Annotated in this window: 30 protein-coding genes; 16 read left to right on the top strand and 14 right to left on the bottom strand. The window is 40.2% G+C overall.

Translation table 11 applies throughout. From position 1 onward, the window contains the following. Window positions 1-244 precede the first annotated feature (244 nt). The 4 genes from AC6CHS_RS10955 (at window position 245) to AC6CHS_RS10940 (ending at window position 2,017) form a co-directional block, all read left to right on the top strand. Window positions 245-424 (top strand): hypothetical protein, encoded by a 180-nt coding sequence (locus AC6CHS_RS10955; RefSeq protein WP_498236026.1) that lies wholly within the window; start codon window positions 245-247, stop codon window positions 422-424. Beyond that, a complete protein-coding gene (locus AC6CHS_RS10950) occupies window positions 382-1,299 on the top strand; it encodes an EAL domain-containing protein (protein ID WP_498236025.1) in 918 nt (305 codons plus the stop codon). Before AC6CHS_RS10955 ends, AC6CHS_RS10950 begins: the two co-directional genes overlap by 43 nt. A gap of 144 nt (window positions 1,300-1,443) precedes the next feature. After that, window positions 1,444-1,575: a hypothetical protein gene (locus AC6CHS_RS10945; protein WP_498236024.1), complete on the top strand. Its 132-nt coding sequence runs from the start codon at window positions 1,444-1,446 to the stop codon at window positions 1,573-1,575. A 109-nt stretch (window positions 1,576-1,684) separates the two neighbouring features. Then, window positions 1,685-2,017, top strand: coding sequence for a hypothetical protein (locus AC6CHS_RS10940; protein ID WP_498236023.1), 333 nt, complete (start codon window positions 1,685-1,687; stop codon window positions 2,015-2,017). 79 nt (window positions 2,018-2,096) lie between these two features. Here AC6CHS_RS10940 and AC6CHS_RS10935 read toward each other — a convergent pair whose 3' ends face one another. The 3 genes from AC6CHS_RS10935 to AC6CHS_RS10925 are packed head-to-tail and all read right to left on the bottom strand — an operon-like array spanning window position 2,097 to window position 5,688. Continuing rightward, window positions 2,097-3,764 carry an acyl-CoA dehydrogenase family protein gene (locus AC6CHS_RS10935; protein ID WP_498236022.1) on the bottom strand — a complete coding sequence of 556 codons (1,668 nt, stop codon included), beginning with the start codon at window positions 3,762-3,764 and terminating at the stop codon, window positions 2,097-2,099. A gap of 15 nt (window positions 3,765-3,779) precedes the next feature. Beyond that, the gene (locus AC6CHS_RS10930) at window positions 3,780-5,294 is read right to left on the bottom strand and encodes a class I adenylate-forming enzyme family protein (protein ID WP_498236021.1); all 1,515 of its coding nucleotides are present in this window, start codon (window positions 5,292-5,294) and stop codon (window positions 3,780-3,782) included. Continuing rightward, complete coding sequence (locus AC6CHS_RS10925) at window positions 5,281-5,688, bottom strand: MerR family transcriptional regulator (RefSeq protein ID WP_498236020.1); 408 nt, start codon at window positions 5,686-5,688, stop codon at window positions 5,281-5,283. The genes AC6CHS_RS10930 and AC6CHS_RS10925 overlap by 14 nt, the downstream gene beginning before the upstream one ends. 155 nt (window positions 5,689-5,843) lie before the next feature. Between AC6CHS_RS10925 and AC6CHS_RS10920 the strand changes: the two genes are divergently transcribed. Then, complete coding sequence (locus tag AC6CHS_RS10920) at window positions 5,844-7,904, top strand: thioredoxin domain-containing protein (RefSeq protein WP_498236019.1); 2,061 nt, start codon at window positions 5,844-5,846, stop codon at window positions 7,902-7,904. Window positions 7,905-8,128: 224 nt separating this feature from the next. Here AC6CHS_RS10920 and AC6CHS_RS10915 read toward each other — a convergent pair whose 3' ends face one another. Together AC6CHS_RS10915 and AC6CHS_RS10910 are read right to left on the bottom strand one after the other, a co-directional pair. Then, entirely contained in the window at window positions 8,129-8,368 is a 240-nt protein-coding gene (locus AC6CHS_RS10915; RefSeq protein WP_036575320.1) for a ferredoxin family protein, read from the bottom strand. A gap of 99 nt (window positions 8,369-8,467) precedes the next feature. After that, on the bottom strand, window positions 8,468-8,794 hold the full coding sequence (locus AC6CHS_RS10910; RefSeq protein WP_498236018.1) for a CHY zinc finger protein: 327 nt from the start codon (window positions 8,792-8,794) through the stop codon (window positions 8,468-8,470). A gap of 82 nt (window positions 8,795-8,876) precedes the next feature. Between AC6CHS_RS10910 and AC6CHS_RS10905 the strand changes: the two genes are divergently transcribed. Together AC6CHS_RS10905 and AC6CHS_RS10900 are read left to right on the top strand one after the other, a co-directional pair. Further along, window positions 8,877-9,074 carry a DUF2188 domain-containing protein gene (locus AC6CHS_RS10905; RefSeq protein WP_119577381.1) on the top strand — a complete coding sequence of 66 codons (198 nt, stop codon included), beginning with the start codon at window positions 8,877-8,879 and terminating at the stop codon, window positions 9,072-9,074. A 65-nt stretch (window positions 9,075-9,139) separates the two neighbouring features. Continuing rightward, window positions 9,140-9,649 carry a hypothetical protein gene (locus AC6CHS_RS10900; RefSeq protein WP_498236017.1) on the top strand — a complete coding sequence of 170 codons (510 nt, stop codon included), beginning with the start codon at window positions 9,140-9,142 and terminating at the stop codon, window positions 9,647-9,649. A 140-nt stretch (window positions 9,650-9,789) separates the two neighbouring features. Here the strand turns inward: AC6CHS_RS10900 and AC6CHS_RS10895 are convergent, their stop codons facing one another. Beyond that, a complete protein-coding gene (locus AC6CHS_RS10895; protein ID WP_498236016.1) occupies window positions 9,790-11,964 on the bottom strand; it encodes a DNA topoisomerase III in 2,175 nt (724 codons plus the stop codon). A 149-nt stretch (window positions 11,965-12,113) separates the two neighbouring features. Here AC6CHS_RS10895 and ytaF point away from each other — a divergent pair, with 149 nt between their 5' ends. Continuing rightward, window positions 12,114-12,716 carry a sporulation membrane protein YtaF gene (ytaF, locus tag AC6CHS_RS10890; protein ID WP_498236015.1) on the top strand — a complete coding sequence of 201 codons (603 nt, stop codon included), beginning with the start codon at window positions 12,114-12,116 and terminating at the stop codon, window positions 12,714-12,716. A gap of 239 nt (window positions 12,717-12,955) precedes the next feature. Here ytaF and AC6CHS_RS10885 read toward each other — a convergent pair whose 3' ends face one another. After that, window positions 12,956-13,852 carry an AEC family transporter gene (locus AC6CHS_RS10885; RefSeq protein WP_498236014.1) on the bottom strand — a complete coding sequence of 299 codons (897 nt, stop codon included), beginning with the start codon at window positions 13,850-13,852 and terminating at the stop codon, window positions 12,956-12,958. Between the two features lie 140 nt (window positions 13,853-13,992). Next, window positions 13,993-14,238, bottom strand: a complete 246-nt coding sequence (locus AC6CHS_RS10880) for a hypothetical protein (protein WP_498236013.1) — start codon at window positions 14,236-14,238, stop codon at window positions 13,993-13,995. 123 nt (window positions 14,239-14,361) lie between these two features. On the opposite strand from AC6CHS_RS10880, the gene AC6CHS_RS10875 reads away from it, so the two are divergent. From AC6CHS_RS10875 to AC6CHS_RS10860, 4 genes are read left to right on the top strand one after another with little or no spacing between them, the layout of a single operon-like run. Next, window positions 14,362-14,736 (top strand): GntR family transcriptional regulator, encoded by a 375-nt coding sequence (locus AC6CHS_RS10875; RefSeq protein ID WP_498236012.1) that lies wholly within the window; start codon window positions 14,362-14,364, stop codon window positions 14,734-14,736. 4 nt (window positions 14,737-14,740) lie between these two features. Next, on the top strand, window positions 14,741-15,595 hold the full coding sequence (locus AC6CHS_RS10870; RefSeq protein ID WP_498236011.1) for an ABC transporter ATP-binding protein: 855 nt from the start codon (window positions 14,741-14,743) through the stop codon (window positions 15,593-15,595). Next, a complete protein-coding gene (locus AC6CHS_RS10865; protein WP_498236010.1) occupies window positions 15,592-16,233 on the top strand; it encodes an ABC-2 transporter permease in 642 nt (213 codons plus the stop codon). The genes AC6CHS_RS10870 and AC6CHS_RS10865 overlap by 4 nt, the downstream gene beginning before the upstream one ends. 43 nt (window positions 16,234-16,276) lie before the next feature. Beyond that, window positions 16,277-16,912 carry an ABC-2 transporter permease gene (locus tag AC6CHS_RS10860; RefSeq protein ID WP_498236009.1) on the top strand — a complete coding sequence of 212 codons (636 nt, stop codon included), beginning with the start codon at window positions 16,277-16,279 and terminating at the stop codon, window positions 16,910-16,912. Window positions 16,913-17,027: 115 nt separating this feature from the next. Here the strand turns inward: AC6CHS_RS10860 and AC6CHS_RS10855 are convergent, their stop codons facing one another. Then, a complete protein-coding gene (locus tag AC6CHS_RS10855) occupies window positions 17,028-18,470 on the bottom strand; it encodes a serine hydrolase domain-containing protein (protein WP_498236008.1) in 1,443 nt (480 codons plus the stop codon). 584 nt (window positions 18,471-19,054) lie between these two features. Here AC6CHS_RS10855 and AC6CHS_RS10850 point away from each other — a divergent pair. After that, a complete protein-coding gene (locus tag AC6CHS_RS10850; RefSeq protein ID WP_498236007.1) occupies window positions 19,055-19,909 on the top strand; it encodes a CvfB family protein in 855 nt (284 codons plus the stop codon). 44 nt (window positions 19,910-19,953) lie between these two features. Here the strand turns inward: AC6CHS_RS10850 and AC6CHS_RS10845 are convergent, their stop codons facing one another. The 3 genes from AC6CHS_RS10845 to AC6CHS_RS10835 all read right to left on the bottom strand — a co-directional run bounded on the left by AC6CHS_RS10845 (window position 19,954) and on the right by AC6CHS_RS10835 (window position 20,988). Beyond that, window positions 19,954-20,145, bottom strand: a complete 192-nt coding sequence (locus AC6CHS_RS10845) for a hypothetical protein (protein ID WP_498236006.1) — start codon at window positions 20,143-20,145, stop codon at window positions 19,954-19,956. Window positions 20,146-20,407: 262 nt separating this feature from the next. Next, window positions 20,408-20,692, bottom strand: a complete 285-nt coding sequence (locus AC6CHS_RS10840) for a hypothetical protein (RefSeq protein WP_106897455.1) — start codon at window positions 20,690-20,692, stop codon at window positions 20,408-20,410. A 101-nt stretch (window positions 20,693-20,793) separates the two neighbouring features. After that, window positions 20,794-20,988 (bottom strand): YwbE family protein, encoded by a 195-nt coding sequence (locus AC6CHS_RS10835; protein ID WP_498236005.1) that lies wholly within the window; start codon window positions 20,986-20,988, stop codon window positions 20,794-20,796. Between the two features lie 109 nt (window positions 20,989-21,097). Here AC6CHS_RS10835 and AC6CHS_RS10830 point away from each other — a divergent pair, with 109 nt between their 5' ends. Further along, window positions 21,098-22,795: a M3 family oligoendopeptidase gene (locus tag AC6CHS_RS10830; protein WP_498236004.1), complete on the top strand. Its 1,698-nt coding sequence runs from the start codon at window positions 21,098-21,100 to the stop codon at window positions 22,793-22,795. Window positions 22,796-22,937: 142 nt separating this feature from the next. Here AC6CHS_RS10830 and AC6CHS_RS10825 read toward each other — a convergent pair whose 3' ends face one another. Beyond that, the gene (locus tag AC6CHS_RS10825) at window positions 22,938-23,432 is read right to left on the bottom strand and encodes a DUF2798 domain-containing protein (protein WP_498236003.1); all 495 of its coding nucleotides are present in this window, start codon (window positions 23,430-23,432) and stop codon (window positions 22,938-22,940) included. Window positions 23,433-23,590: 158 nt separating this feature from the next. Next, window positions 23,591-24,289: a Crp/Fnr family transcriptional regulator gene (locus tag AC6CHS_RS10820; RefSeq protein WP_498236002.1), complete on the bottom strand. Its 699-nt coding sequence runs from the start codon at window positions 24,287-24,289 to the stop codon at window positions 23,591-23,593. Between the two features lie 90 nt (window positions 24,290-24,379). Between AC6CHS_RS10820 and AC6CHS_RS10815 the strand changes: the two genes are divergently transcribed. Together AC6CHS_RS10815 and AC6CHS_RS10810 are read left to right on the top strand one after the other, a co-directional pair. Then, a complete protein-coding gene (locus AC6CHS_RS10815; RefSeq protein ID WP_498236001.1) occupies window positions 24,380-25,150 on the top strand; it encodes an HAD-IIB family hydrolase in 771 nt (256 codons plus the stop codon). Between the two features lie 486 nt (window positions 25,151-25,636). After that, complete coding sequence (locus tag AC6CHS_RS10810) at window positions 25,637-26,422, top strand: HAD family hydrolase (RefSeq protein ID WP_498236000.1); 786 nt, start codon at window positions 25,637-25,639, stop codon at window positions 26,420-26,422. Window positions 26,423-26,439 lie beyond the last annotated feature (17 nt).

The raw sequence follows: 26,439 nt of genomic DNA, 5'->3' as shown, positions 1-26,439 counted from the left end.
ATGTATATATGAAAACCTTAATTCACTTAAAATATAGCATACACATACAATTTAGCAATCCAAAATAAATGATAGATTTCTTACCTGTTTTTTGGCTAGATTTGCCTACAAGTAGATCTTTATCCAGCATCTTCTTAACCATAAAAATCCCCTAAAAAATCCTCTCTCTTTAATAGTAACGAGTCTTCTTATCTGGTATATATAGACTAGGAAGAAGAATTAGTTTAAGAGAGGTGTACCAAACATGTTTTGTGATATTTGTCAGCCGAAACCCAAAGGATATACTTTATATTTTGCTGATGATCAAGATGCACAACCACTTATACGTTACATAGAAGGAAACCCAGTGAATACGTGGAGTGCAGTAAATGAGAGAATGTTTTGGGTTATGGAAACTATTCTATTCGATATGATCGATTATTAGAAGCCCATTTGGACTCTAAGAGCATTTATGCTGTCGAGTCAAAAAAAGAAGATCCACTTAAAACGTTATATAAATTGAAACAAATCCATGAGTTTCAGATAGAACGGGAGTCGAGTTGGATCGATGAAGCTATTGAGCAAAGCCAACTTTGCACGCATTTTCAACCTATTATAGAAAGAATAAATGCTAGTTCTGAAATTGTTGGATATGAGCTTCTTTCAAGAGGAATCGATCAAGATGGAAACATCATCCCTCCTTTCAAGCTATTTGAGGCAGCAAGGGTGAGAAATCGGACGTTTGCTCTTGATCGTGCCTGTAGGCTACAAGCAGTACGGAACGCTGCTACTTTACCTTCTGATAAATTAATCTTTATTAATTTTATTCCAACCGCTATTTATGTTCCGGAGCATTGCCTTGCCACTACCTTTGCTTTAATTAAGAAGCTTAATATAAAGCCGGAGCAGGTTGTGTTTGAAGTAGTGGAAACAGATGAAGTAGAAAATATTGAGCATTTGAAATCCATCCTAAATTATTATCGCGATCACGGTTTTAAATATGCCTTAGATGACGTTGGAACAGGCTTTAATGATCTGCAAAAATTAGCCGATCTAAGACCAGATATTGTGAAGCTTGCCATGGAATTTTCTAATGGCGTGAGTGAAGACAAAGCCAAACAGGAAGTTGCTGCATCCGTAGTAAAACTCTCACGTGAGATGGGTGCAAAAGCGCTTGCAGAAGGTGTCGAAACAGAAGCAGATTATCACTATCTTACTAAAATGGGATATGAATTATTCCAAGGTTATTATTTTGCCAAGCCGAGTCCTACACCACTGGAAACACTCAACCTAGAAAATGAAGGAAGGCCAGAAAACTAACATGATAACAGCAGAGTATAATAATACATCTACTATGCCCGTGTTATTATTCTACTAAAGTGACTCCTTTTCAGGAGCCACTTATTTTTTTATAGACTTATTTCCTGTATACTTGGTTTATGCAATGAATTGGAGGAGAATAAAATGAAGGTAAAAATGAATGTACAAACAGCATACCATGGGGATTTGCTCCGTGCAGGGAAAATATATGAAATTGATGAAGCGACTGCAAAACGTTGGATCGCCAGTAAAATTGCGGTAACGGCAGAAGAGTAAAGTGAACCCCCTTTGATTGAGACATACAGACTTCAAAGTGGGAGAAATTTCCCCTGTAGAAACCTTATAGATGTTACGTTATAATGAGTAGGACAAGGAGGTGATTAGGTTGAGTGAGGAACGATTTGATCGGATGGAGCAGACTCTATCTCAAATTATTACAATGCTAGGTAATGTTATGGAAGAACAAACTGCTATGAAAACTGATCAGGCTACTATGAAAGAGGAGCTAACCACTTTAAAAGATGTGCAAACTGCTATGAAGTCAGATCAAGCTACCATGTGGAAAGAGATCACCGCAATGAAAAAAGAAAGCAAAGAGCAACATACTGAAGTAATGGACAAGCTAAAATCCATCGAGGCAGACCAAGAACATATTTGGGAAAAAGCCGCTCGTAATGAACGAGAGTTTGCGCGATTTAAGAATCAATTCCACTTATAATGACCCACAACAAAAAAACAATCTACAATAGCGCCTCATGTTAACCCGCTACAAGCTCCCAGCCTGTAACGGGTTTTGTTTACCCACAAATAATTTGAAAATATTTTAAAGTAACAGGGTCTGCTTCCATCTCATCCTTATTCCAGGTGTGCTGCAAGTAAACTTCTGCGACAGCCTCATCTCTACTTCCTCTCTTAACAGCTGTCTCCGTCGCAATGACACTTTCTAGAAGAATGGCAAATTTATGGGCGATGTCCTTACTGTAATATGTTTTAAGCTCTTGCTTTTCCGAAGATCTTATTTCGCTAATTTGCTGGTTTAATATGGACAGCTCTTCGTCAAGGCGCCTAACCCACTCTGTCAAAACTGATTTTTTCTTTATGTTGGTAAGTCTTCTCGCTATTTCCTCTGCAAAAATAGTGTCCACGTGAAATTTTTCAATGAGGCGAACAACTTCTAGTCCAAGAATATTAGCCGTTCCTTCCCAAACGGTAAGGACTTGGGCGTCGCGCAATAGCCTAGGGGTAACAAAATCTTCGATATAGCCATTCCCCCCATGCATTTCAATGGCTTCATGTGCAAAATGGATCGCCTGCTCAGCAGTTTCCTTTTTTATGATGGCCACATAAAGTCGAAAGAGGAGTTGCTCTTCTTCAGTTGCTTCATGCTTTGCTTGCTTCCCCATCACCTTATCCATCAGCTGTATCACGTAAAACAGCGTATTTAGTTCCACTTCTTGCTTTGCAGCCATTTTACTTAATGTGTCCTGTACCATTGGATAATGGGTTAAGGGATTGCCAAATGCCGGACGATTCCTTGCATAGTTTCTGGCCTCAAGATAAGCTCGTTTCATAATCCCAAGCGAGGCGACGGCATTCGCTACACGTGACAAATTAAGCGCCTCCATCATGTATCCCAACCCCTTGTTTGGCTCACCTACAAGGAAACCTCGTGCACCAGAAAATTCCACTTCAGCCGACGGAACTGCCCGCACACCGAGCTTATCTTTCAGCCTGCGAATACGTAGGAGACCTTCTTTGCGGTTCTCTTCCCATGGAACTAAGAACAGACTAAGTCCTTTAGTACCTTCTGGTGCTCCTTCCATTCTAGCAAGTACCATTGCCACCCCACAGGCACCGGCATTACTGGCAAAATATTTTTCACCACTAATGCGGAAGCTCTTTCCATTCGGCACAGCTTTTACCTCATTTGCGCCAACATCTGATCCTCCCTGTCGCTCTGTTAGAAAAGTAGCCCCTTCGTAAAGTTCTACTTCCCCAGTTGAAAGTACATGTGGCAGATATGTTTGCTGCAATTCTTCTGAAGCATAATGGTCTATCAGGTAGGCAGTTGCTTGGGACAGGGTGACAGGACAATAAAACCCAGCTTCCGCATGTGACAATAAATAAGCTTGGGCAAAAGCATACATATAATTGCCCTTTCGCTTTAATGCTGGTATTTCTTTGTGCACATAAGCGACAATCCCCGTATTATAGGTTTCTTCTACTGTTTGACGATATCCTTCATTTAACCAGACTTCGGATATTTCCTCTCCCATTTTGTCATAGCGAATTAACGTTGGTTGCCCCTCCCGATCTGTATGCACAGCACGTTCATCTATCGGCCCAGCGCAAAGTTCGCCAAATATTTCAAGCTCCTTGTCCGCCCATTCCCCAAATGCCTCGGGAAGCTGTTCCTGTAAAATCTGCTTTAAGTTAGCATCGCCTTGATAAAAATTTTTCAACATGATACCTCCTCTTTTCTACTGTTGTACGCGCTGCCTCAATTGGTTTTTTTGCAGTTTTCCAGTTGCGTTTCTGGGAAGCGCTTCCAATTGTTCGCATAGCTTTGGAATTTTATAGTCTGCGAGTTTTCCTTCTAGAAAACTTGCGATCTCTTTCAATGGCTCGCTGATCGGCTTATCTGCTACGATAAATGCCTTAACTGTCTCACCCCAATTTGGGTTTGGCAATCCCACTACAGCAACCTCTTGTATGGCTGGATGTGTAATGATTAATTTCTCTATTTCCTGTGGGAAGATATTAACTCCACCAGAAATAATGATATCTTTCTTTCGATCTACTACCCAGAAATAACCGTCCTCATCCTCCTTTGCCATGTCCCCCGTGTACAACCATTCTCCTTTTAAAACGTTTGCTGTTTCTTCAGGATTTTTGTAATAGCCTTTCATATTTCCTTCCCCACGAAGGATAATTTCCCCAATCTCTCCCTGTTCCACATCATTTCCATTTTCATCTACAAGCCTTAGTTCACAATGTAAAGCTGCACGGCTTCCAATACTTCCTGCCTTGTTGTCATGTTCTTCTGAGCGAAGCAGTGTTCCACTTGGTCCCGCTTCCGTTAATCCGTAAACACAGGCTAGATTGTCTGTTGAAAATTGTTGCTTAATAAACGAGACCTCCTGCTGGGAAAGTGGCGCACCTCCATATACCCAATATTCCATGGAACTTAGATCATAGTCTTGTAATTTAGGATGTTTGGTGCTGGCTAGGTAAGCAATAGGAGCACCAAAGAAATGCGTAATTTTCTCCTTTTCAACGGTTGAAAGTAATAATTCCGGTGTAAAGGTTGGCACGACGACATGTGTAGCACCCACATTTAAAGCCGCTGCCATGAATAAGTGCAATGGAGCTGAATGGCTGAGAGGCATGATATGAAGTACCCTGCTTTCAGGTTTCATTGTCATCTCAATACAAATCATGCGGGCAACAGTTAAGATATTCCGATACGTGAACAAGACGCCCTTTGGATCTCCTGTTGTACCAGAGGTGTATAGAATACTTGCTTCATCAACTTCGTTTAGGTCAGATAAGATGTCTTCCTCCGGAGCATTATCCATTATTTGCTCAAGGCTATACCAAGTTGAAGTTGGTTTCCCTGTTTTGATAAAAAGCAAAGCATTATCATTTGCTAACTGCTCCACTTGCTGAAAAATGAACTCATGGGTGATAAACGCCTTTGCCTCACTGTGGGATAAGATGTAGGTTAATTCGTTTGCAACAAGCTTGGCATTAACTGGCACAATAATCCCTCCAAGACGTTGGACCGCAAAGTAAGTATAGAGGAATTCTTTTGTATTTGGCATATGCAGGATTACTTTATCGCCTCGCTCAATCCCTAGTTTTAGGAGGGCATGCGCCAATAGATTCACCTTGTTGTTCCATGTCTCATAGGTGACGCTTTCTGTCGGTGTTATGATGGCTTCTTTGGTTGGATATTTTCTTGACTGATGGGCTAATAGGTCAGGCATATTCATCTTTGTCACACTCCAATTCGGATAATTTTTCCTGAAAATCAACGATATATTGCTCCATCTCTGAACGAATCTGAACTAAATCTTCTATTCTGCTGCTCACCTCCTCTATTTTTTCTTTTCCGTATAGTATCGTGCGTTCAAGCTGCTGACGACCACTTGGATCCTGATCAAAAAGCTGGATCATGTCTCTTATCTCATCTAAGGAAAAACCATATTTCTTTCCACGGAAAACGAGTTGAAGACGCGCTTTCTCTTTTTTGGAAAATAATCGCTGGCCACCTTCCGAGCGATGTGGGTTCAGTAAACCAATCTCTTCATAATAACGAATTGTTCGTGTTGTAATCTCAAAATGCCTGGCGAGCTCCGAAATGGAGTACATTTCCGATTGAGACATGTCATCACCTTTTCTTTCAATTTTCCAATAATTTTAGTTTACCTTTAACGTTAACGTCAAGTTCAAGGGGGAATGATGCTTTCCTATTTGGTATGGAATTGGTGTTTTGTGGTAAAGTAACATATAACATTTTACGAATAGAAGGTGATCATCCTATGACATCAAACCAAAAACCGAACGGATTAATAAATGAAAAATCTCCATACCTACTCCAGCATGCATATAATCCTGTGGATTGGCTTCCATGGGGAGAAAAGGCGTTTGATAAAGCAAAGCGAGAAGAAAAGCCGATCTTCTTGTCTATTGGGTACAGTACTTGTCATTGGTGTCATGTTATGGCACATGAATCTTTTGAAGATAAACAGGTTGCAGAGCTGCTAAATAAGCATTACGTCTCAGTAAAGGTGGACAGAGAGGAACGCCCTGATGTCGACTCGATTTATATGAAGGTGTGTCAAATGATGACAGGACATGGTGGCTGGCCATTAACCATTATCATGACGCCAGATCAAATCCCCTTTTATGCAGGCACGTACTTTCCAAAAGAAAGTAAATACGGAATGCCTGGGGTAATGGAAATGTTGACACAGCTGCACAGAAAATATGAAAACGATCCTGCCCATATTTCGGAGGTTACGGAAAGCGTGCGTGCAGCACTAAAGCGAACCGTCATGGCCAAAAGTGAATCGAGACTTACGGAGAAAAGCTGTCAGGAGGCGTTCGACCAACTTTCCGGCCAGTTTGATCTTACCTACGGGGGATTTGGTGATGCTCCAAAGTTTCCAATGCCACATGTACTTACCTTTTTACACAGACACTATCAAACAAATGGGAACAATACTGCATTCGATATGGCGAAGAAAACCCTTTACTCTATGGCTGAAGGCGGCATGTATGATCATATTGGATTTGGTTTTGCGAGATATGCTACAGATGAAGAATGGCTTGTCCCTCATTTCGAAAAAATGCTTTATGACAATGCTTTACTGTTAATTGCATATACAGAAGGATTTTTACTTACAAAGGATGAACATTTTAAAAAAATAGCTACAGAAATCATCACCTTTTTACAGCGGGAAATGAAAGGACCAGATGGAGCCTATTATTCGGCAATTGATGCCGATTCTGAAGGTGTGGAGGGAAAGTACTATGTTTGGGATTATGACAAGATAATATCCGTTCTAGGAGATGAAGCAGGTTCTTTATTTGCAGATATCTACTCCATTTCCCCTCAAGGCAATTTTGAAGGGAAAAATATTCCGAACCTCATTGGCAAAGACATAGGAATAGAAGCAGCAAAAAGAGGCATCAAGCCTGCGCTGTTAAGCAAGCAGATAGAGGAATCCCGTCAGACACTGTTAGAGGTAAGGGAAAAACGTGTCTACCCACATGTCGATGATAAGGTCTTAACCTCATGGAATGCCATGGTAATTGCCGCTCTAGCGAAAGCCTCGAAAGTTTTTGAGCAAGATGATTATTTGCACCACGCCCAAGAGGCCGTTGCTTTTATCGAAGAAAAACTCATTGTGGATGGTCGTCTAATGGCACGCTATCGTGATGGCGAGACGAAATACAAGGCTTATATTGATGATTATGCCTATCTTTCTTGGGCATACCTTGAATTGTATGAAGCAACCTACTCATTAGAATACTTGGAAAAAGCGAGAGATCTAGTTGATAACATGTTGGCATTATTCTGGGATAAGGAAAATGGTGGCTTCTTTTTCAGTGGAAATGATAGTGAAGAACTCATTGCTGTAGATAAAGATATTTACGATGGGGCACTTCCTTCTGGAAATAGTGTCGCAGCTGTAATGCTTGTTAGAATCGGTTATTTATCAGGGGAAAATCGTTATCTTGATAAGGTAGATGAAATGTACCAAAGCTTTTACACCGATATTACTCGGCAAGCCTCTGCAGCACCGTTCTTCCTGCAAGCATTACAGCTAACTGAAAATATAACGAAGGAAGTTGTAATTATTGGAGCGGAGAACGACCCAGCTAGGCAGCGTCTGATCAACGAACTAGACAAACATTTCCTCCCTCATATCTCGTTATTGGTTGCTGAGGATGCGGAACGCTTGGTACAGGTTGCCCCATTTGCAGCAGATTATAGGCAAATTGGCAATAAAACAACTGTATATATTTGTGAAAACTTTGCCTGTCAGCAACCGACAACAGATATAGAAGCTGCGTTAGAGGAGATAGTGAAGTAGGTTAGGATTGGTGTGTCTCTTGGCTTGGGGGCTGCTCCTTTTTCGGGTGGTGGCGCGTCTCTTGGGATGGAGGCTGGGTCTCTTTCGGGTGGTGGCACGCGACTTTTTAGGATTGCCACGCGACCTTACGAGACTCTTCGGGATTGCCACGCGACTTTTCAGGAATTATACTACAACAGGCTCAAAAAAAGCCGCTCCATCAATAGATGGCGCGGCTTTTCTATCTATTTATTCGCAAAGAATTTCTCTGCTTTTTCTAGGAATACTTCTTGTTCTGGTGTTATATCATATTCTTCTTCTATTGCATCTACTGGGCAGACGGCTTTACATGCTCCACAATCGATACAAATATCTGGATCTATGTAAAACTGGTCTGGACCTTCCTCTATACAATCAACTGGACACACACTGACACATTCGGCTGCTTTCTCCGGTCCGCATGGATCCAATATAACGAATGCCATTTAAGTTACCTCCCTTATTACGTAAAAGATAGCTAGTATCTCTTCTATTATGATACATGAGAGGGCAATTGCAAGTAAACAGCTTAGAACAAATTCCCGTTATTTTTCGAAGTAAAGTTCGTAATGAAGTGCACATCCTGGGTTAAAAGCTGCGTGGCAAGAAGGGCAAGCATAGCCTGATTTTAAATAGTCATCAATACTTAGCTCTTTACCACAAGACCCGCAGAGAATGGCTTTTTGACCAAATTTCTCCTTTGGCCATACCTTTTTTTTTCCACAACCATACTCCTCATGACATTTATAACAAGGATAATATTCCTGACAGCAATAAAATTTAATTGCAATTCGGTCTGCGGAACCATGGTAGTGCGTGCAACGTGTCTCTTTATCCAGAGAACCTTTTATCGTAAATCCATGTATATTCAAGAAATTGCCCCCTTTATCATGTTTTACTTACCCTTGCAGTGGGAAAAGCTTACATATCATCATTATAAAGGAGTTTGTCAAAATGAAAACATATAGTGTCGTACCGAATGTAGATGTGTCAGGATGGTTTGTTAAGTTAGAAAATGTGGCACCAGAAGATGTATACGAGGCAAAAGATGATGCCATTGCTGCCGCAGAGCAAATGGCGAAAGAAAACACACCAAGCATGGTAGAAATCATGGACAAGGATCACAACGTCATAGAAGAAAAACGGTTCTAGTAGTTTACATTTCTATCGTGAGGGTACTAGTATACTAAATAAATAAAAGGCAGGAGAGATGAACAATGGAAAAAACAAAGAATAACAAAGTTGGATTACTAGTAGGTGCTGGAGCTTTAGCAGGTATTTCTTTCATCCTTCTGAATCCAAAAACAAGAACAAAAGTAAAAGATTCATCCATGAATGCGAAAGATTCTGTTGTAACGTACACTCAAAAAATTAAAGAAGATCCAAATGGTACTAAACAGTCTCTTGTTGAAAATGCCAAACAAACACTATCAAGCGCACAGCAAGCACTTGAGAAAGTACAAAATGTTTGGGCTAATGAAGGCCAGGAAATAAAAGAAACAGCTAAAAATATTGTGGATGAAACAAAAGAGCTTGGTGACCAAGCGAAAGATGTAAAAGAAGGCGTGAAGGATGCCAAGTCTGATATTGACGATGCAAGAAACACTGCAATGGATGCTGGTAAAAAGGTGAAGAAGGAAGCAAAAGCTACTAATACTTCATCAAATTCCAGTAATTCTAACGAAACGGATCATCATGTACTAGATGAACCAGTAAATAAAATGTAGAAAAGAAGCGCTAATGGCGCTTCTTTTTTTGTTGCATGTTTTCCCAGCTACTTGTTCCCTATTTTAAAAAAAGCCTCGTTTCTCTCTTTACTAGAAAGAAACGAGACTTTTACATAACTAATGTTTCGAATTTAACTTCCTTACTTCTTCTTCAACTTAGCCAACTGCTCTGCCAGGGCATTATTGGTAAAGCCTTCATCCTGCTTTTTCAGATACTTATTAACATCTTTTTTGGAGACTTTATGCTTTTTCTCTTTTTGCTTCCGCTCATTAAAGGTAGACAGTTTTTCTCTATGGCCACATTTACACGTAAACATCTGGCCTTCTCCTTGTCCGCGCAGTTCTAAGCGTTTATGGCATTTTGGACAACGGGCATTTGTTTGTTTGGCAATGTTCTTCTTATGTCCACAGGAGCGATCCTGACAGACGAGCATTTTGCCGTTTTTATTCTTGATTTCCAACATTAATTTTCCGCAGTCAGGACATTTGGTCCCTGTCATATTGTCATGCTTAAACGTTTCCTGCGTGTTTTTAATCTGCTGTACGACATCTTTGGCATAATCCTTCATTTCAGCGATGAATTTATTTTTATTAAGCTTTCCTTCTGCTATCAACCCAAGCTTCTGCTCCCACTCTGCTGTAAGTGCAGGAGATTGTAGGTCATTTGGCACCAAATCAAGCAATTGGCGCCCTTTAGATGTAATGAAAATATGCTTTCCTTTCATCTCCATATACATACCGTTAAATAGTTTTTCAATGATATCAGCACGTGTTGCAACAGTACCTAGACCACCTGTTTGATTAATCGTTCCAGCAAGATGCTTCTCATCTGGCTGCATATAGCGAACAGGGTTTTCCATTGCTTGTAGGAGCGCCCCTTCCGTGAAACGCTCTGGTGGCTTCGTTTCCCCCTGTGTACGGGATAGCTGCAGATTAGCGAAGGTATCGCCTTTTTCTACTGCTGGCAACTTTTCTTCATCTTGGCTATCCTCATCATCAAAACGATTGTTGTACACTTCTTTCCAACCTTGTTTTTTCACTGTTTTCCCTCTTGCAGAAAAACGTTCACCATCGATCGTGGCAACTAATGTTACCTGCTCGTATTCAAATGGATCGGATAAAACGGCCAAAAAGCGTTTTACTACAAGATCATAAATCTTGCGTTCTTTATCATCCAGATCAGCTAAAATTACATGCTGTTCGGTTGGAATGATGGCATGGTGATCGGAGACTTTCTCATCATTAACTACAGATTTTGATAGCTTAAATTGCTTGTTTTGCAGCTTTCCAGCAATCTTCGCATACTCATCTACCCCACATGCCTTTAAGCGAACCTTTAATGTAGGCACGATGTCTGTCGAAATAACACGGGAATCTGTCCGTGGATAAGTTAGAACCTTATGGCGCTCGTAAAGACGTTGCATAAGGGATAAGGTTTGCTTACCGGAAAAGCCAAAAATTCGATTGGCATCACGCTGTAACTCCGTTAAATCATACAACTGTGGCGCATGTTTTTTCTTGTAAGCTTTATCTACCTGCACAATTTTAGCCGACTTGCTTTTTAATTGCTTATATAAGCCATCTGCTTTTTCTTCTGAGAAGATCCGGGTATTATTTTTGTCATCTTGCCATGTAAGCTTAAATCCTTTGCCAGTCTTTGCTACAATTCCATAAAACTTGCGTGGCTTGAAGTCTTTAATTTCCTTTTCTCTAGCCGCAATCATAGCAAGTGTCGGTGTCTGCACTCGACCACTGGACAGCTGTGCATTGAACTTTGTGGTCAAAGCACGTGTAGCATTAAGCCCAACGTACCAGTCTGCTTCGGAACGAGCTACCGCTGCATGGTAAAGATTTTCAAATTTCCCACCAGGCTTCAATTGATTAAATCCATCCCGAATTGCTTTATCGGTTACAGAAGAAATCCACAGACGCTTCACTGGTTTGGTGTTCCGTGCTTTTTCCAGGATCCAGCGTGCTACTAGCTCCCCTTCTCTTCCTGCATCGGTAGCGATGACCACAGAAGAAACATCATTTCGATTTAGAACCGATTTTACCGCATTGAACTGTTTTCCGGTTTTTTTCATTACAACCAACTTTAGCTGCTTTGGCAACATCGGCAGGTCATCGAGCTTCCATGTTTTGTATTTATCATCATAAACTTCAGGGTCGGCAAGTGTTACCAAATGCCCCAGTGCCCATGTCACAATATATTTTGAACCTTCCATATAGCCATTGCCTTTTTGATTGCAATTCAGTACACGGGCAATGTCTCTGCCAACAGAAGGTTTTTCTGCTAATACAACCGTTTTACTCATACACAAAAATCCTCTCTTTTTGTTAAAGCGCTCCTTCTACTTTACCACAGAATCAATTGTTCTTGCAGAGCCACTTTGTTGGACAGGAACAGAGTAAGCCACCTCTCCATAAGCTATGGATACAACGAACGCGTAAAGGAATTGGTCGTATGCTTTTCTATACAGGTTTATTACTTTTAGTTGTCGCAGTAAGTCTTGACGGTTTTGGGGTTGGGATTACGTATGGAATGCGAAAAATACATGTGCCTGCGGTTGCTCTATGTATTATTATGCTTTGTTCAGGTGGGATCGTGTTACTGGCCATGACAATCGGGACTGGGATTACCTCCCTCCTATCACCAGATATAACGAGGTTCATTGGTGGTGGGATATTGATTGCGATCGGATCACTTACCTTTTATAATAACGTCCGCTCTGGAAAGTCACAGCAACAAAACCACAACGCGATTACAACGGTTCTGACTGACCCAAATAAGGCTGACTTAGACAAATCTGGGAATATCTCCTCCACAGAAGCCATATTACTAGGTGCGGCGCTGGCTTTGGACGCCTTTGGTGCAGGAATTGGTGCATCTATGCTCGGCTATCCATCAGTTTTTACAGCCATTCTAGTTGCCTGTATGAGTGGAGTATTTCTCTTTAGCGGAATAAAACTAGGTCTTTACTTGGCCAAAAATAAACAAATGCAGCAAATGTCTCTCCTCCCATCCGTTCTTTTAATCACCATTGGTGTATGTAATATCTTTCTATAAAGCGAAACTTCATTTGGAGGGCGCCTACTACAATCAAAACAAAATAAAAAATCCCGAACGCTCTATAGGCGTCCGGGATTTCTGTTTTTTTACAGCATGGAGATGATCCAGCCTATAACAACGATTGCTCCGATAATCATTAAAATTGTGCGTAACATACAATTCATCCTTTCAGTGTAACACTTGGTTTCTTTTTGTCTCCTGTCTATAGGTTACCCCGTATTACACAGTAAGAAACATTACGAAACAATGTTAAGGAGTAATGTAATTGTTACAATACTGACGAGCGTTGCTGCAAAGGTGATGCTGGAAACAAGTTCTGGCTCTGTATCAAACTCAATAGCGTACATCGTGGTGGTAGCCGCTGTTGGCATAGCCGAAATGATGATAAGGACAGATGCAATTATCGGATCCATATCCACAATGGCAACAAATCCAAAAGCAATAAGAGGAGCGACAATCATTTTTAATGTGACGGCCGATATCAGCACCTGCCAATTAAGCTTTAGACCTGTAATGGACGCTAGCTGCATTCCTAGCATCACCATCATGACGGGAATGGCTGCGTCACCCACCATCGAGAGAGTAGAATGAGCAGCTTCTGGAACCGGAATGCTAAATTGCTGAAAGACAAAGGCCAGGACAGCTGCATAGGTAGTCGGCATTTTCAATACGTTTACCACCGCTCGTTTCATTCCGCTCGTACTCCGTGAAGCATAATAAACGCCGAAGAAGTTATTTTGCAGCGCCTGTACTACCATAATAAAAATCGCAAACGGTACTGCTTCCTGTCCTACACTGAAGAGCACAACAGGCAAACCATAGTTACCAGAGTTCATAAATCCTGTAGCTAGAATAGATGCACTCTCCACTGAGGGTGACCATTTAAATACACGTGCTACCATTTTATTTAGAAGAACCATTATAAAAAATAGGACAAAGATATAAATGAAAATAATTAAAAAATCACGATCAAACGACGCATCGTACAATGAAACGAAAACAAGCGCCGGTGACAGGATATAAAGCGACACAGCTGAGACAGATTTCACATCAAGCAATCGAATTCGCTGTAATACATACCCTGCCGCAAAAACAGCCATAATTGGCAAAATAACATTTAAAAATAAACTCATGATGACATCCCCACTATAATTTTTGTATTTTCCTAGTTTACCATATTTGGTTCGTTTAGGACGGGAGATTAGGTTGGTAGTGGTTCTACTTTGCGGTGGTGACGATTCAGTTTGGGGTGGTGTGGTTTCACTTTGTGTGGCTAACGTTTCACTTTGGAGCGGGTTGGTTTCACTTCATGCTGCTGATGATTCACTTTGGGGTGGTGTAGTTTCACTTCATGCCGCTGACGTTTCACTTTAGGGTGGGCTGGTTTCACTTCATGTCGCTGACGTTTCACTTCCAGTTGATTTCGATTCACTTTTAGCTTCAATTGCGCCACTTTCCCTTTTGCTGCTTCTCTTCTCCCTTCGACAGCGCCACTTTTCCCTATTCCTGCGTCAATCACTGCTCCCTTTGCGTCTCCTTAACTTATTCTGGCATCTCTTCTCCTACAGTAGTTGACAAAGGAACTAAATGTGTATATATTGTATATAATGTATATATACAATAACAAAATGAGGTTTTGTAAATGAATATTCTAATTGCCAGTACGAGTAAAGAGCCGTTGTTCCAGCAAATCAAGGAACAGATTAAACAGCATATTTTTTCGGGCGAGCTAAAGGAAGGCGATGCGCTCCCCTCCATGCGTGTGCTTGCCAAGGATTTGAAGGTAAGTGTGATTACAACCAAAAGGGCGTATGAGGATCTGGAAAATGAGGGCTACCTTATATCCTCTGTTGGCAAAGGTACATTTGTTGCCGGTCAACAGCCCCATGTTTTAAAGGAATGGCAGGTTCGCGAGCTAGAGAATGAACTGGAAAAACTCACGATGGAAGGAAAGCGGCTTGGACTTTCTAAAGCTGACTTAATCGAACTGTTGGAGATTTACTATGAAGGAGAGTAGATGCATGAATGCTGTAGAGTTTCATGACGTTACAAAGAAGAGAAAAGCTTTTACGCTGGATACAATTAATTTAACGATTCCTCAGGGGTATGTTACCGGCTTTATTGGCCCAAATGGCAGTGGCAAAACAACGACTATTCAAATGCTGATGGACCTCCTTCCTCCTGATAGTGGAGACATTACACTATTTAATGAAAGCAATAAAAACCATCGAATGAAGCAGCGAATTGGATTTGTCTATGATGAACTCTATATGTATGAGGAGTTTAACATTAAGAAAATGAAATCGTTCATTGCCCCACTTTATGAAAATTGGAATGAGGCGCTGTTCCAACAATATTTAAAAGAATTTGATTTACCATTAAAGAAAAAATTAAAGCATTTTTCCAAAGGGATGAAAATGAAGTGCTCGCTCCTTTTCGCGCTAGCCCATGAGCCTGAATTTATTATTATGGATGAACCAACCTCAGGTCTTGACCCAATATTTCGCAGGGAGTTACTTGATCAATTACAGGAGCTTATGTTGCGTGACAACCAGACGATATTCCTGTCCACTCATATTACTACAGACCTTGAACGAATAGCTGATTATATTGTCTTCATCTATAAAGGCGCGATAATCTTTCAAAAAAGCATGCTGGAAATACAGGAACAGTTCCATATTGTGAAAGGGAAGCGTGAAATGATTGATGCAGATACAGAGACCCTCTTTTCTGGGATAAAAATGAACCAGCATGGATTTTCGGCACTCTTTGAAGGAGACCCTACTGTTTTTAGTGCTTATGGTGATGATTTAGTGATGGAGAAAGCTAGTCTGGAAGATATTATGTACTTCCTGACAAGGGAGGGGCATGAATGATTGCACATTTGATGAAAAAAGATTTCCATATTAATAGTATCTATTACGGATTTAGTTTGCTATTAATCCCAGCATTTTATGTGATGGAATTTACAGAAAGTTACTTTTTCTTTGTGATCATGATACATTTTCTTTTTAATCTATTCTATTTTGATCATCGAAATAATGTAAGTCGATATATCAGTAGCCTTCCTGTAAAGCTTCACCACGTCGTATTAAGCAGGTATCTGTCATTGCTTTTATTTCTAATTGGCTTTCTTCTATACGTCTGGCTTGTTGATAGCATTGCTTATAAGGGGTTGCCCTATTTGACCTCCCAACCTATTGATGCCATAGGTATAACGCTTTTGTTTACTACGATTTGCATTGTTGTATCGTTATCTATGCCAATCTATTATCTGGTAACATCTTTTACTAAAGCATTTGTAATTCAAATGGGGCTACTAGTTTTTAGCGTGTTTGCTGTCTCAATCACGCTGAGAAATGATCTCATTACTTTTCACGAATCGATTTTTTCGTGGTTTTCCAATCTAATTGAACTACAACCAATCATTATCCTTGTGGCGATTTCCCTTGTTCTTCTGATCCTGTCCTATCTTATATCTGCATGGATATATACAAAAAAAGCGAAAGTGTGAGAGGAGGATTACCATCCTAAACTTTGTAAAATACGACCTGATTATGCCAACTTGGGGAACATTACTTACTTTCCTCCTAACCATACCATTGTTCTATGCGGTTATGCTTCCATCATTCTTTGTGTTCAATGTATATGTTATGACCATCTTGATCGGCTTGTTTTATACAGACCAACGATCGAAAAGCAGGCTCTATATGTCTAGCCTGCCTGTTAAAAGAGCATCCATTGTGCAAGGTAGATATGTTTCTATTTTAATGGTAAGTATATTCTTTATCTTGTACCAAGGAATATGTGGAAGAATCCTTAGCCTCCTATTCGAAAATAACTACTATGTTTATAGCTGGAAGGATATGCTGGTACTTTTATGTATGGCAGCATTGATTGAAGTAGTTGCTATTCCTATTTACTATGGTCTTTCTTCCTTTTTGATGGCCACTGGGACGCTCGCATTTTTATATTTTTTCACTATCGTTTCCTCGCTCCCTCCTCTTACAAGTGTGTTAGGAATGGAGCAGGAGATCATCTTTAATGACCTTGACCCGGGGTTCGTCTTGGTCGTCGAAAAGTATATTCCTTTTCAGCCTTATATAACGCTTATCTTGGCTACAGCTGTCCTTTTTTTTCTTTCTTTAAAGCTTTCCGAACTGTTGTTTGTAAAAAAAGCTAAGGTTTCTTGAAAACAATTTGTTCTCGAGAGATTATGTGTTAATTTTATAGATAGAATTAAAAACAGCCTAGAACCTATGTAATTACTGGTTCTTCGGCTGTTTCTAATTGTCAAAAAGTAGTAGTCTAATTCACCGATTCATTACCTTCCTTTACCTTTGAAATTTGTCGGAATGCAACTTCAACCCGATGAATATTTCTATTCTTATTTCTTCTAAAACGAATGGTGGTATCTTGGTCCCTCATGGATGTTAAAAACTGGTCATTCCCAATTGGTTTAAGTACTTTAGTAGCAATGCCAGGAATTGTCACATACAGCTTATTATTTTCTACATAAAAAACACTTGTCATGCCATCGTGTGCCATAAAAGTTCCTTCGAACTCTTTTAAGCTTTCACGTGGTATATCAACAATCTCGACATCTATGTGTGAAGCATCAGTTGGCTTTCCTAAGTAACTAGCAAATGCACTAAATAAAAGTTTGGAAGACGGGGATTCTGCAAGATTTGCAAGCGATATTCCGGTTAATCCGAGTTCTGGAAGAATACCCATTTGAGCTGTTACCCCTTTTATATCTCCACCATGGTGAATGAGCTTATGTCCAAAGAAATCTGGAATAATCATGACGCCGTATCCGTAAGAAGTGTCATGTGAACATGGTATGTACGGTGTCGTCATAACCTTCACACTTTCAGTGGATAGAATTCTTGCACGGCCAACTATCCCTTCATTCCGTATCACTTCCATGAATTTGAGCATATCATTCACTGTCGATTTTATAAATCCTGCCGCACGCATTGCAGGGGCATCCCACGGATGATTGGACCTCCCTATTATTTTTTCATCCTCATTGTTTTCCTTGGCATATAAGACGGCTACATCTTCATATCCCTCCAAGTCCTCATATTGAAAAACACTATGGTGCATACCAGCAGGCTTAAAAATATTTTCTTGCACATATTGTTCATAAGACATACCACTAACCCTTTCTATAATTGCACCTAAAAGGGCATAACCGTCATTGGAATAACTGAATTCTGTTCCTGGTTCACCTAGTAATGTGAATTCAGTTTTAGCGATAGCATCCAGTAAATCCCCATGCGTATCTATTGTTTGAATCGCGTCCAATGGGTTTCCTTGCTCTGGATCTACTTTAAAAGTTGGATCACTTTCCATACTTTTCTTTACTGCGCCCATTAACGTGGCTAATGGTGGAAGGCCTGATGAGTGTGTCAAAAAATGGTGAATCGTTATTTTATTGGATTGTTCTTCATTAGACATTTTAAATTCAGGTAAATAGTTGCTGACAGGGTCATGTACGTTAAGCTTCCCTTTCTCCTGTAACTGAAGAGTAGCAATCGCTGTAATGGCTTTTGTTATAGAACCTACCCCAAAAACGGTATCCAAAGATAATGGTAGCTTCGCTTCACTGTCCCGGAATCCAAACTCTTTCTCATATCCCAATTCACCATTTTCGGCTATTCCCATTGCAAATCCAGGTACGTTGTATCTTTTCAAAATGTCATCAAAATATTGTTCGAATTTGTGTACCTCTGTTTCTTGTTTCATAAAGTAATCCCTACTCTCTTTTTGTTTGAATGTCTTTAGATATACTTTAATCCTCTCAGGTCGCTTATACACCCTCCGCTAGTTTGGTATTATCTACGACCTCAGACCGATATTCCCATTTGTTATATTTAAAACGAAATTCTCCTTGACAAAGCACAGCATTTATGAGATGATAAACGTTGGTATTAAAGAAGTAACAGATAAGTGATCTGGCATTCTGCAATGTTTTTCGAAGATGCTTATTCACACTGGCGCGACTAAGGGGTCGCAAGGACATAAGAGCAGGTAGGGCTTATGTTGCTTAAGTTAGAGAACACCCAGTGGAACACGTACCGCGGTTAAGTGAAATTCTGAATAGAAACCATACAAAGGGTTCTGATTTATAAATAAAGAATAATATGGCATGCTGCATAAATACGCCTGGAAAACGTATTATTTTCCGAGGTTATAAAAAGAATTTCCCACCCGACATATTCGGGGTTAATAAAAATTTAAATCTTATGTGTTACTTTGTAAATCAAAGGGGTACTCTTACTAGTGAGTACCCCTTTTCCAATCCTACATAAATGAAAGAAGGTTTGCTGATGAGTCATTTACCTATTGGTACCATCCAGACAATGGTGGTACTTCGTAAAATTGATACGGGTTATGTCCTGCAAAAAGAGTTAGAAGAAGCATTGTTACATCAAAATGAAACCGAAACTGAACTTGAAGTTGATCAGGAAGTGGACGTTTTCCTTTATCAAGATAAAAAAGGAAACACCATTGCGACTACCAAACTCCCCCATATACAAATGGATCAATATGGCTGGGCAGAAGTATCAGAAGTGCTTGCTAATCTTGGAGCTTTCGTTAACATTGGCACAACAAAGGAAATACTTGTATCCAAGGATGATCTTCCCCTGTTTGAATCCGTCTGGCCCGAAAAAGGAGACAAGCTTTTTGTTACACTTGGCAAAGACCAAAAAGACAGATTACTTGCCATCCCTGCAACAGAAGGGGTGATTGCTCGTGAAGTGGAGCTAGCGCCAGACGAATTGTTGAACCAACAGGTTTCGGGAACGGTGTATCACACAAGCAGAGAAGGAGCAGCTATCCTAACAACAGAAGACTACCGCGGGTTTATCCATTATACAGAACGAAAAACAGAGCCGCGCCTAGGTGAGTTCGTAACCGGTCGCGTTATTGAAGTAAGACCTGATGGCACATTGAATGTTTCGCTTCGCCCCTTAAAGCAAGATAGCATGGGCGAAGATGCGGATGCGATTATGGAGCGTCTTGAGCTAAGTGGTGGCGTCATTCCATTTGGTGATAAAAGCGATCCCGAAGATATTCGTGGAACCTTCCAAATAAGTAAAGCAGCGTTTAAACGGGCGCTCGGAAAGCTTATGAAAGAAGGAAAAGTTGAACAGCGTGACGGTAGTACGTATTTAAAATAAATAAGAAAATCCACCTAGCTCTAATGCAGGTGGATTTTTTCATTCTATGGCAAGTATTTCTTTAACTTTTCATCCCATCCAGTAAAAAGCATAATAGCGGTTATCGGCAGTGCTAGTGTTATGAGGAATGGTAACGATGTGGCATTCGAAGTTCCGAGGATGAAATTTATTAACAGCAAGATCAATACGAATCCAATGTAATGCTTTAAAAATAGCTTGAAGGGAATTTTCTTCATCACTATAAACCTCTTCCATTCGAATTAGGGTTATCAAACTGGTTTTCTTCTATAATGTGAAACTTCAATCAGTGGGGGTTTTCATTCTTCCCCCACTGATTGTTAGTTGAACGAATCGGGGTGTTAGCGTCCGTTTACTCCCACTTAAACATCACGGTTTCACCTCATGTTTTGAAGTGGGAGTCTTACGGACGGTTGCACCGGGATAAAAAAACCGTAGAAAAGCATTGCTCCTCTACAGGTTCCTTGGTGCGATCATTTCTTATGCCTCTGCGTTTGCAGACGAATCTAGTATAGTTGTGATAAGGATACCCGCTGCTGCTGCAAATAAGAATGCGATTCCCCATCCGCCATAGCCTAGTCCCATAATGTCTGCTTTACCAGCAAGAGCGGCCAGCACGATAAATACGCCACCAGCAAGTGCCACAATAAAGCTTGGAAAATATCCAATGTATTTATCTTTTGACACCGCTTTAGAAATAAATAAACTAATTGCGACAAGGATTGCAGCCGTGACGCCTCCAATAGTTAGAACGGTTTCTATCATTTTTTCACCCCATGATTTATGTATAGTAAGCTACTTCCAGTCTACAAGTGAACAGTTTGAAAGTCAATTGCGCGGAAAGATAGTCTATTTAACTATCTTTCTTAATCATACACTACTCTTCCTACCTGTCCATCTTCTAAGCGAACCTTTATGCCATGAGGATGATACGAGGAATTCGTAAGTAAATCTTTTACAACCCCTGCGGTTCGGTTTCCTGATCTTTGATCCTTCTTTAAAATGACCTCAACTTCAAGTCCTGGGTATATATTTTTACGATGTCTTCCATCTATTTGCATTTTAATAGCTCCTCCTACTGACTTCGCTCCATTATATAATAATTTTATTGAGAGAAAAAGGATTCTCCCCCTTTTATGTCGAATATTTATAGGATAAAGGAGGGTCATCATGCAAACTTTTGAAAATTACACTTATGAGCGGCCAGATATGCCAGCAGAAAAAGAGAAATTCAACGCGTTATTAAACAAATTCAAAGAAGCTTCTTCCTATAAGGAAGCTACAGAAGCGATCGAAGCAATTAATAAGAGAAGAAATACATTAGCTACCATGTTCAACCTTGTCTACATACGTGCTTCGATTGATACAAATGATGCTTACTATCAAAAAGAACGGGACTTTTTTGACGAAGTAAGTCCTGAGATATCAGAAATGGAAACAGCTTTCTATAAAGAATTGGTCTCCTCCCCTTACCGAGAAGAGTTGGAAAACCAATGGGGTTCTCAGCTATTCCAAATTGCCGATTACCAAATTAAATCCTTTTCACCTGAAGTTATGAATCTATTGCAGGAGGAAAACAAATTATCATCCAGCTATTCCAAGCTTGTCGCATCTGCGGAAGTAGAATTCCAAGGTGGAACGTATACTTTAGCTCAGCTGGGTCCTTTTGCAGAGCATAAAGATCGCGCTGTACGTAAGGAAGCAATGAATGCGAGCGCTGGTTTCTTTGCAGAACACGCCGATAAATTTGATGAGATTTATGACAAGTTAGTAAAAGTACGTCATGAAATTGCCGTGAAATTAGGCTATAAGAACTTTGTTGAACTTGGGTATGTACGGATGCAACGAATTGATTATAATGCAGAAATGGTAGACGTCTTCCGTAAACAAGTTCGAGATGTCATCGTACCACTTGCTTCCAAGCTTTATAAAAAGCAGGCCGATCGGATCGGAGTAGATAAGCTGAAATTTTACGATGTTAATTTTGACTTTAAGTCAGGGAATGCCACTCCTAAAGGGTCCCCTGAATGGATTATCGAAAATGGGAAACAAATGTACAAAGAATTATCTGATGAGACCAATGAGTTTTTCCAATTCATGCTTGATCGTAATTTGATGGATCTTGAGGCGAAAAAAGGAAAAGAAGCTGGTGGGTATTGTACGTTAATCGAGGACTACCAGGCACCATTTATCTTCGCCAATTTTAACGGCACGTCTGGTGATATCGATGTGCTGACACATGAAGCAGGCCATGCATTCCAGGCGTATTCCAGCAGAAATATCGGAGTGCCAGAGTATTTGTTCCCAACATATGAATCTGCGGAAATCCACTCCATGAGTATGGAATTCTTTACATGGCCATGGATGGAGTTATTTTTCAAAGAAGATACGGAAAAATACAAATATGCACACCTGGCAAGTGGACTGCACTTTATTCCATATGGTGTTGCTGTAGATGAATTCCAGCACCTTGTTTATGAGAACCCAGAGTGGACACCAGATGAGCGCAAGCAAGCTTGGAAAAAGCTAGAGGAAACATACCTTCCGCACATTGATTATGATGGAAATGCTTATTTGGAGGCTGGTAGCTATTGGCAACGTCAAGGCCATATCTATGATGTTCCATTCTATTATATTGATTACACATTGGCACAAATTTGTGCATTCCAGTTCTGGAAAAAATCTAGAGAAGACCAAAAGCAGGCATGGGAAGATTACCTACATCTTTGTAAGCTTGGTGGATCTAAATCTTTCCTTGGTCTCGTCGAAGCTGCCAACCTAAGATCACCATTTGAGCAAGGTACGGTGGAAGATACGGTTGCGGTTATAGAGGAATGGCTTGAAAGCGTGGATGACAAAGCGTTATAGGATACGAAACATTATAAAATAGTAAAACAGGAGCCGAATGGTTATTTCCTATCCATTCGGCTCTTTCACATTGTTTTTTGAATTTATAAGTCCTTCACTATTTCCTACAGGTGAATGCAACCTCTCACTCAACAAACCTTTTCTAATTTACGGCTTCAGCTGCGTTGTTCATATTCCCTTTAACATATTTCGTAAATACATAACGTACGATCGGTCCCATGATGATAAGCTGTAACGGTAACGCCATGATCAAATTCTTTAAAGCGATCGAAGCATAGCTTTCCCATAAGGATGTTTCGCCTAGGCTGTCCATTACCGCCGCCGTTATTAACCCGTAAAGCGACATGCATAACACCATTCCCAGTACCATCAAGATAGTCATCGTCAGGATTTTATAAATGGGTTTGTCTTGTTTGATAGGTAGTGAAAATGCGATTTTCCGCGCAACAGGTCCCACAATAAATAAATCTAAACTGAATGCAACGATAAATCCTAATAGAAGATTTATAATAATTCCGGTGAGCGGAATAACTCCAAACAGATCCTGCAAGAGTAAATTATAAAAGGTCATCACAATAACCATCCCAGAACACATCATTAAACCAAAATAGAAGCTTTCTTTTTTTGTTGTCGGCATTCTTTCCTCATCCCTTCTCTTTAAAATGTCTAGGTTTACGCGCAGCAAATCTTGGCCTTTCCTAGAACACTTCGTTATTATATAGGTTTTAAAATTTCTTCATAAGTGAACATTTTGTGACAGTTTTGTATTGCCAAGAGAAGTGATGTTTGCCTGTCTCATTCATAACGTATATCATTGGACAATTTTTCTAGAAGTGACCAATCTTGTATTTGAATAAAATGCCTGTCTTTTGTGATGATCTCCTTTTCAATAAGAGAATGAACTACTCGGTTAAGATGGCGATAGGTTGTGCCTAGTAAACCGGCTATTTCTTGCAGATTTGTAGTCTTTAATTCTAAACCAAAGGGATGATCTGCATCAGCTGCTAGGGTGGACAAAAGATAACTCGCAAATCTATTTTCCACAGATGCTAATAAATTCACACGCGAAGCTGTCGTACAGGTTTGCAGCTTGTAGGCTACATGGTCTAATAATAGGTGGAGAAGCTTCGGGTTGTCCTGCTCATACTTTTTTATATAGTCTCGTGGTAAGCCAATTAGCAGGCTTTTCTCCACTGCCTTGATCTGTGATTGAACAGAAACGTTCCGAATGAGTTCAATGTCACCAATAATCGAAAAAGGCTGAACAAATCGCAAAAGCAGTGATTTTCCTGTAGCAACACTCGAGGTTACTTTCACTTTTCCATCTACTAAAAATAATAGTGATTCCAGTTCTGTACCTTCATGCAAAATGACTTCAGTTGCATCATAATAATGGAGAGAAAACGGTGGCTTTTTTTCCAGGTCCACTATTTTGTCTAGCTCATACTTTTGTAAGGTTGTTTGCAGTAGCTTTTCGTCTTGAATATTTTTCATTGTAAACCCCTTTTTAGGACATATGTCCTTTCCATTATAATACAACCTGATATGATGGAAACATTAACGTGATTATGGGGGGAGAATTTTATGAAATATGTATTTGATTTGGACGGAACCATTTGCTTTAAGGGACAGCCTGTTTCGGAGACTCTTTTGGTTGCGCTAGAGAAATTAGTAGAACGAGGGCATGAGGTGATTTTTGCTTCCGCAAGACCAATTCGAGATATTCTCCCAGTCTTACCTGAACGTTTTCATCACTACCCTATGGTCGGAGGAAATGGTTCGCTCGTGGCCAAAAACGGAGACATCCTTTCAGCTGTTTCGTTTAGTGAAGAAACACTCGGTGAAATACTATCCATAATAAAAACAAATCAGATAGCTTACTTAATTGATGGAGAGTGGAACTATGCTTATACTGGCCCCGTTACCCATCCCATCTTAAAAAATTTAGATACACAAAACCGTGCAGAAAACGTTCCTTTAAATCAGCTACCATCTATTGTCAAAATCCTACTGCTTGCTCCGAGTAATTTGAACGTAATGGTAGAAGAGTTAAACACATTAGATGTTGTCGTTAACAAACATGGTGATGAAGAAATTATAGACATAAGCCCTAGTGGTGTGGATAAATGGCATGGACTACAGAAGCTCGGTGTTGAGGCTAATAAGTACATCGCATTCGGCAATGATGTGAACGATATTGCCATGTTCCAGCATGCTTTACACGCTGTGATAATTGGTCAAAATGAGCAACTACTTCCGTTTGCGTCGGAAAGTCTGTCTTTATCTCAAATGGAAAGCCTTCTACCTAAAAAGCTACTCGAATTAGTTGAGAAGCATAAGGTGGTAAGCATGTAACTATATCAGCTGGAATGTTAGAAAAACTCGCATTCGCTCTTCCTTTAGCGAATGTGAAAGTTTTTCTTATACTTGGGACTTCAAAATTTCCACTGCGTCGACTTTGCTTCCTTGCTGAAATTTTATACTTCCTAACGTGTAAAAAAGCCTCTTTTCGTATCTCGCGGAGAGGCCTTTTACTTTTAGCAAGTTGAGCTCGGTAGAGATCTCCCCTCTCTCGGCTTTTACATTATACCCAGTACCTGAAGACCCGGCTGTTTAAATTTCTCGCCTAATTGACAAACTATGTTAGAATTTCTTATATAAAGTGAAACTTCAATCAGTGGGGGGTTTTCGTTCTTCCCCCACTGATTGTTAGTTGAACGAATCGGGGTTTTAGCGTCCGTTTACTCCCACTTAAACATCTCCGTTTTACTTTATTTTTTGAACTGGGAGTTTTACGGACGGTTGCACCGGGATAAACATGTATAGAAGAAGGAGAGCCAGATGACATATAAACTATTATTCCTCGATATCGATGGAACCATTTTAAAACCAGATCACACATACAGTGCATCCACTAAAGAAGCAATTGCAGAAGTAAAAAAACAAGGGGTGGAAGTTTTCCTAGCAACCGGAAGACCACTCCATGAAGTAAAAGAGCTTGCAGAAGAATTGGACGTGCAATCTTTTGTTGGGTATAACGGTGCTTTTGGAATATACCAAGATGAGACCATCATCAATGAACCTTTAAAAGAAAGTACAATTAAAGAATTCCTTAGACTAGCGAAAGAGCATAACCATGAGCTTGTTTGCTATACGTCCGAGAAAAATTACTTTACATCTTTAACCCATCCAAAGGTGCAACAATTCATCGATATTTTTAATCTGAAATGGAATGAAGCTCTAACAGAAGACGTAGTAAGTGGCATCCTTGGTGCTACGATCATGAATTTGGAACCTGAAGATGTAGCATTATACGAGGAAGAAGCAGATATCCACTTGTCCCAAGTTAATGTGGAAGAAGTTAAGCATGGCTATGATATTATCCGAAAAAGTGTTAACAAGGGTGTTGCCGTACAACGTATTATGGAACGCCTAAATGTAAAAAAAGAACAGACCATTGCGTTCGGTGATGGGATGAACGATAAAGAAATGCTCCAAGCCGTTGGAGAAGGATTTGCCATGGGAAATTGTGCGCCAGAACTTCTAGCCTATTCGAAACACCAAACTACCACAGTAACGGAATCAGGAATTGCAAACGGACTAAAACAACTTGGATTACTGAAATAGGAAAAAGGGGCTGTGTC

It is taken from the genome of Oceanobacillus sp. GQ8 (genome assembly GCF_059758495.1).
This window is presented reverse-complemented; position numbering and strand designations above follow the sequence as displayed.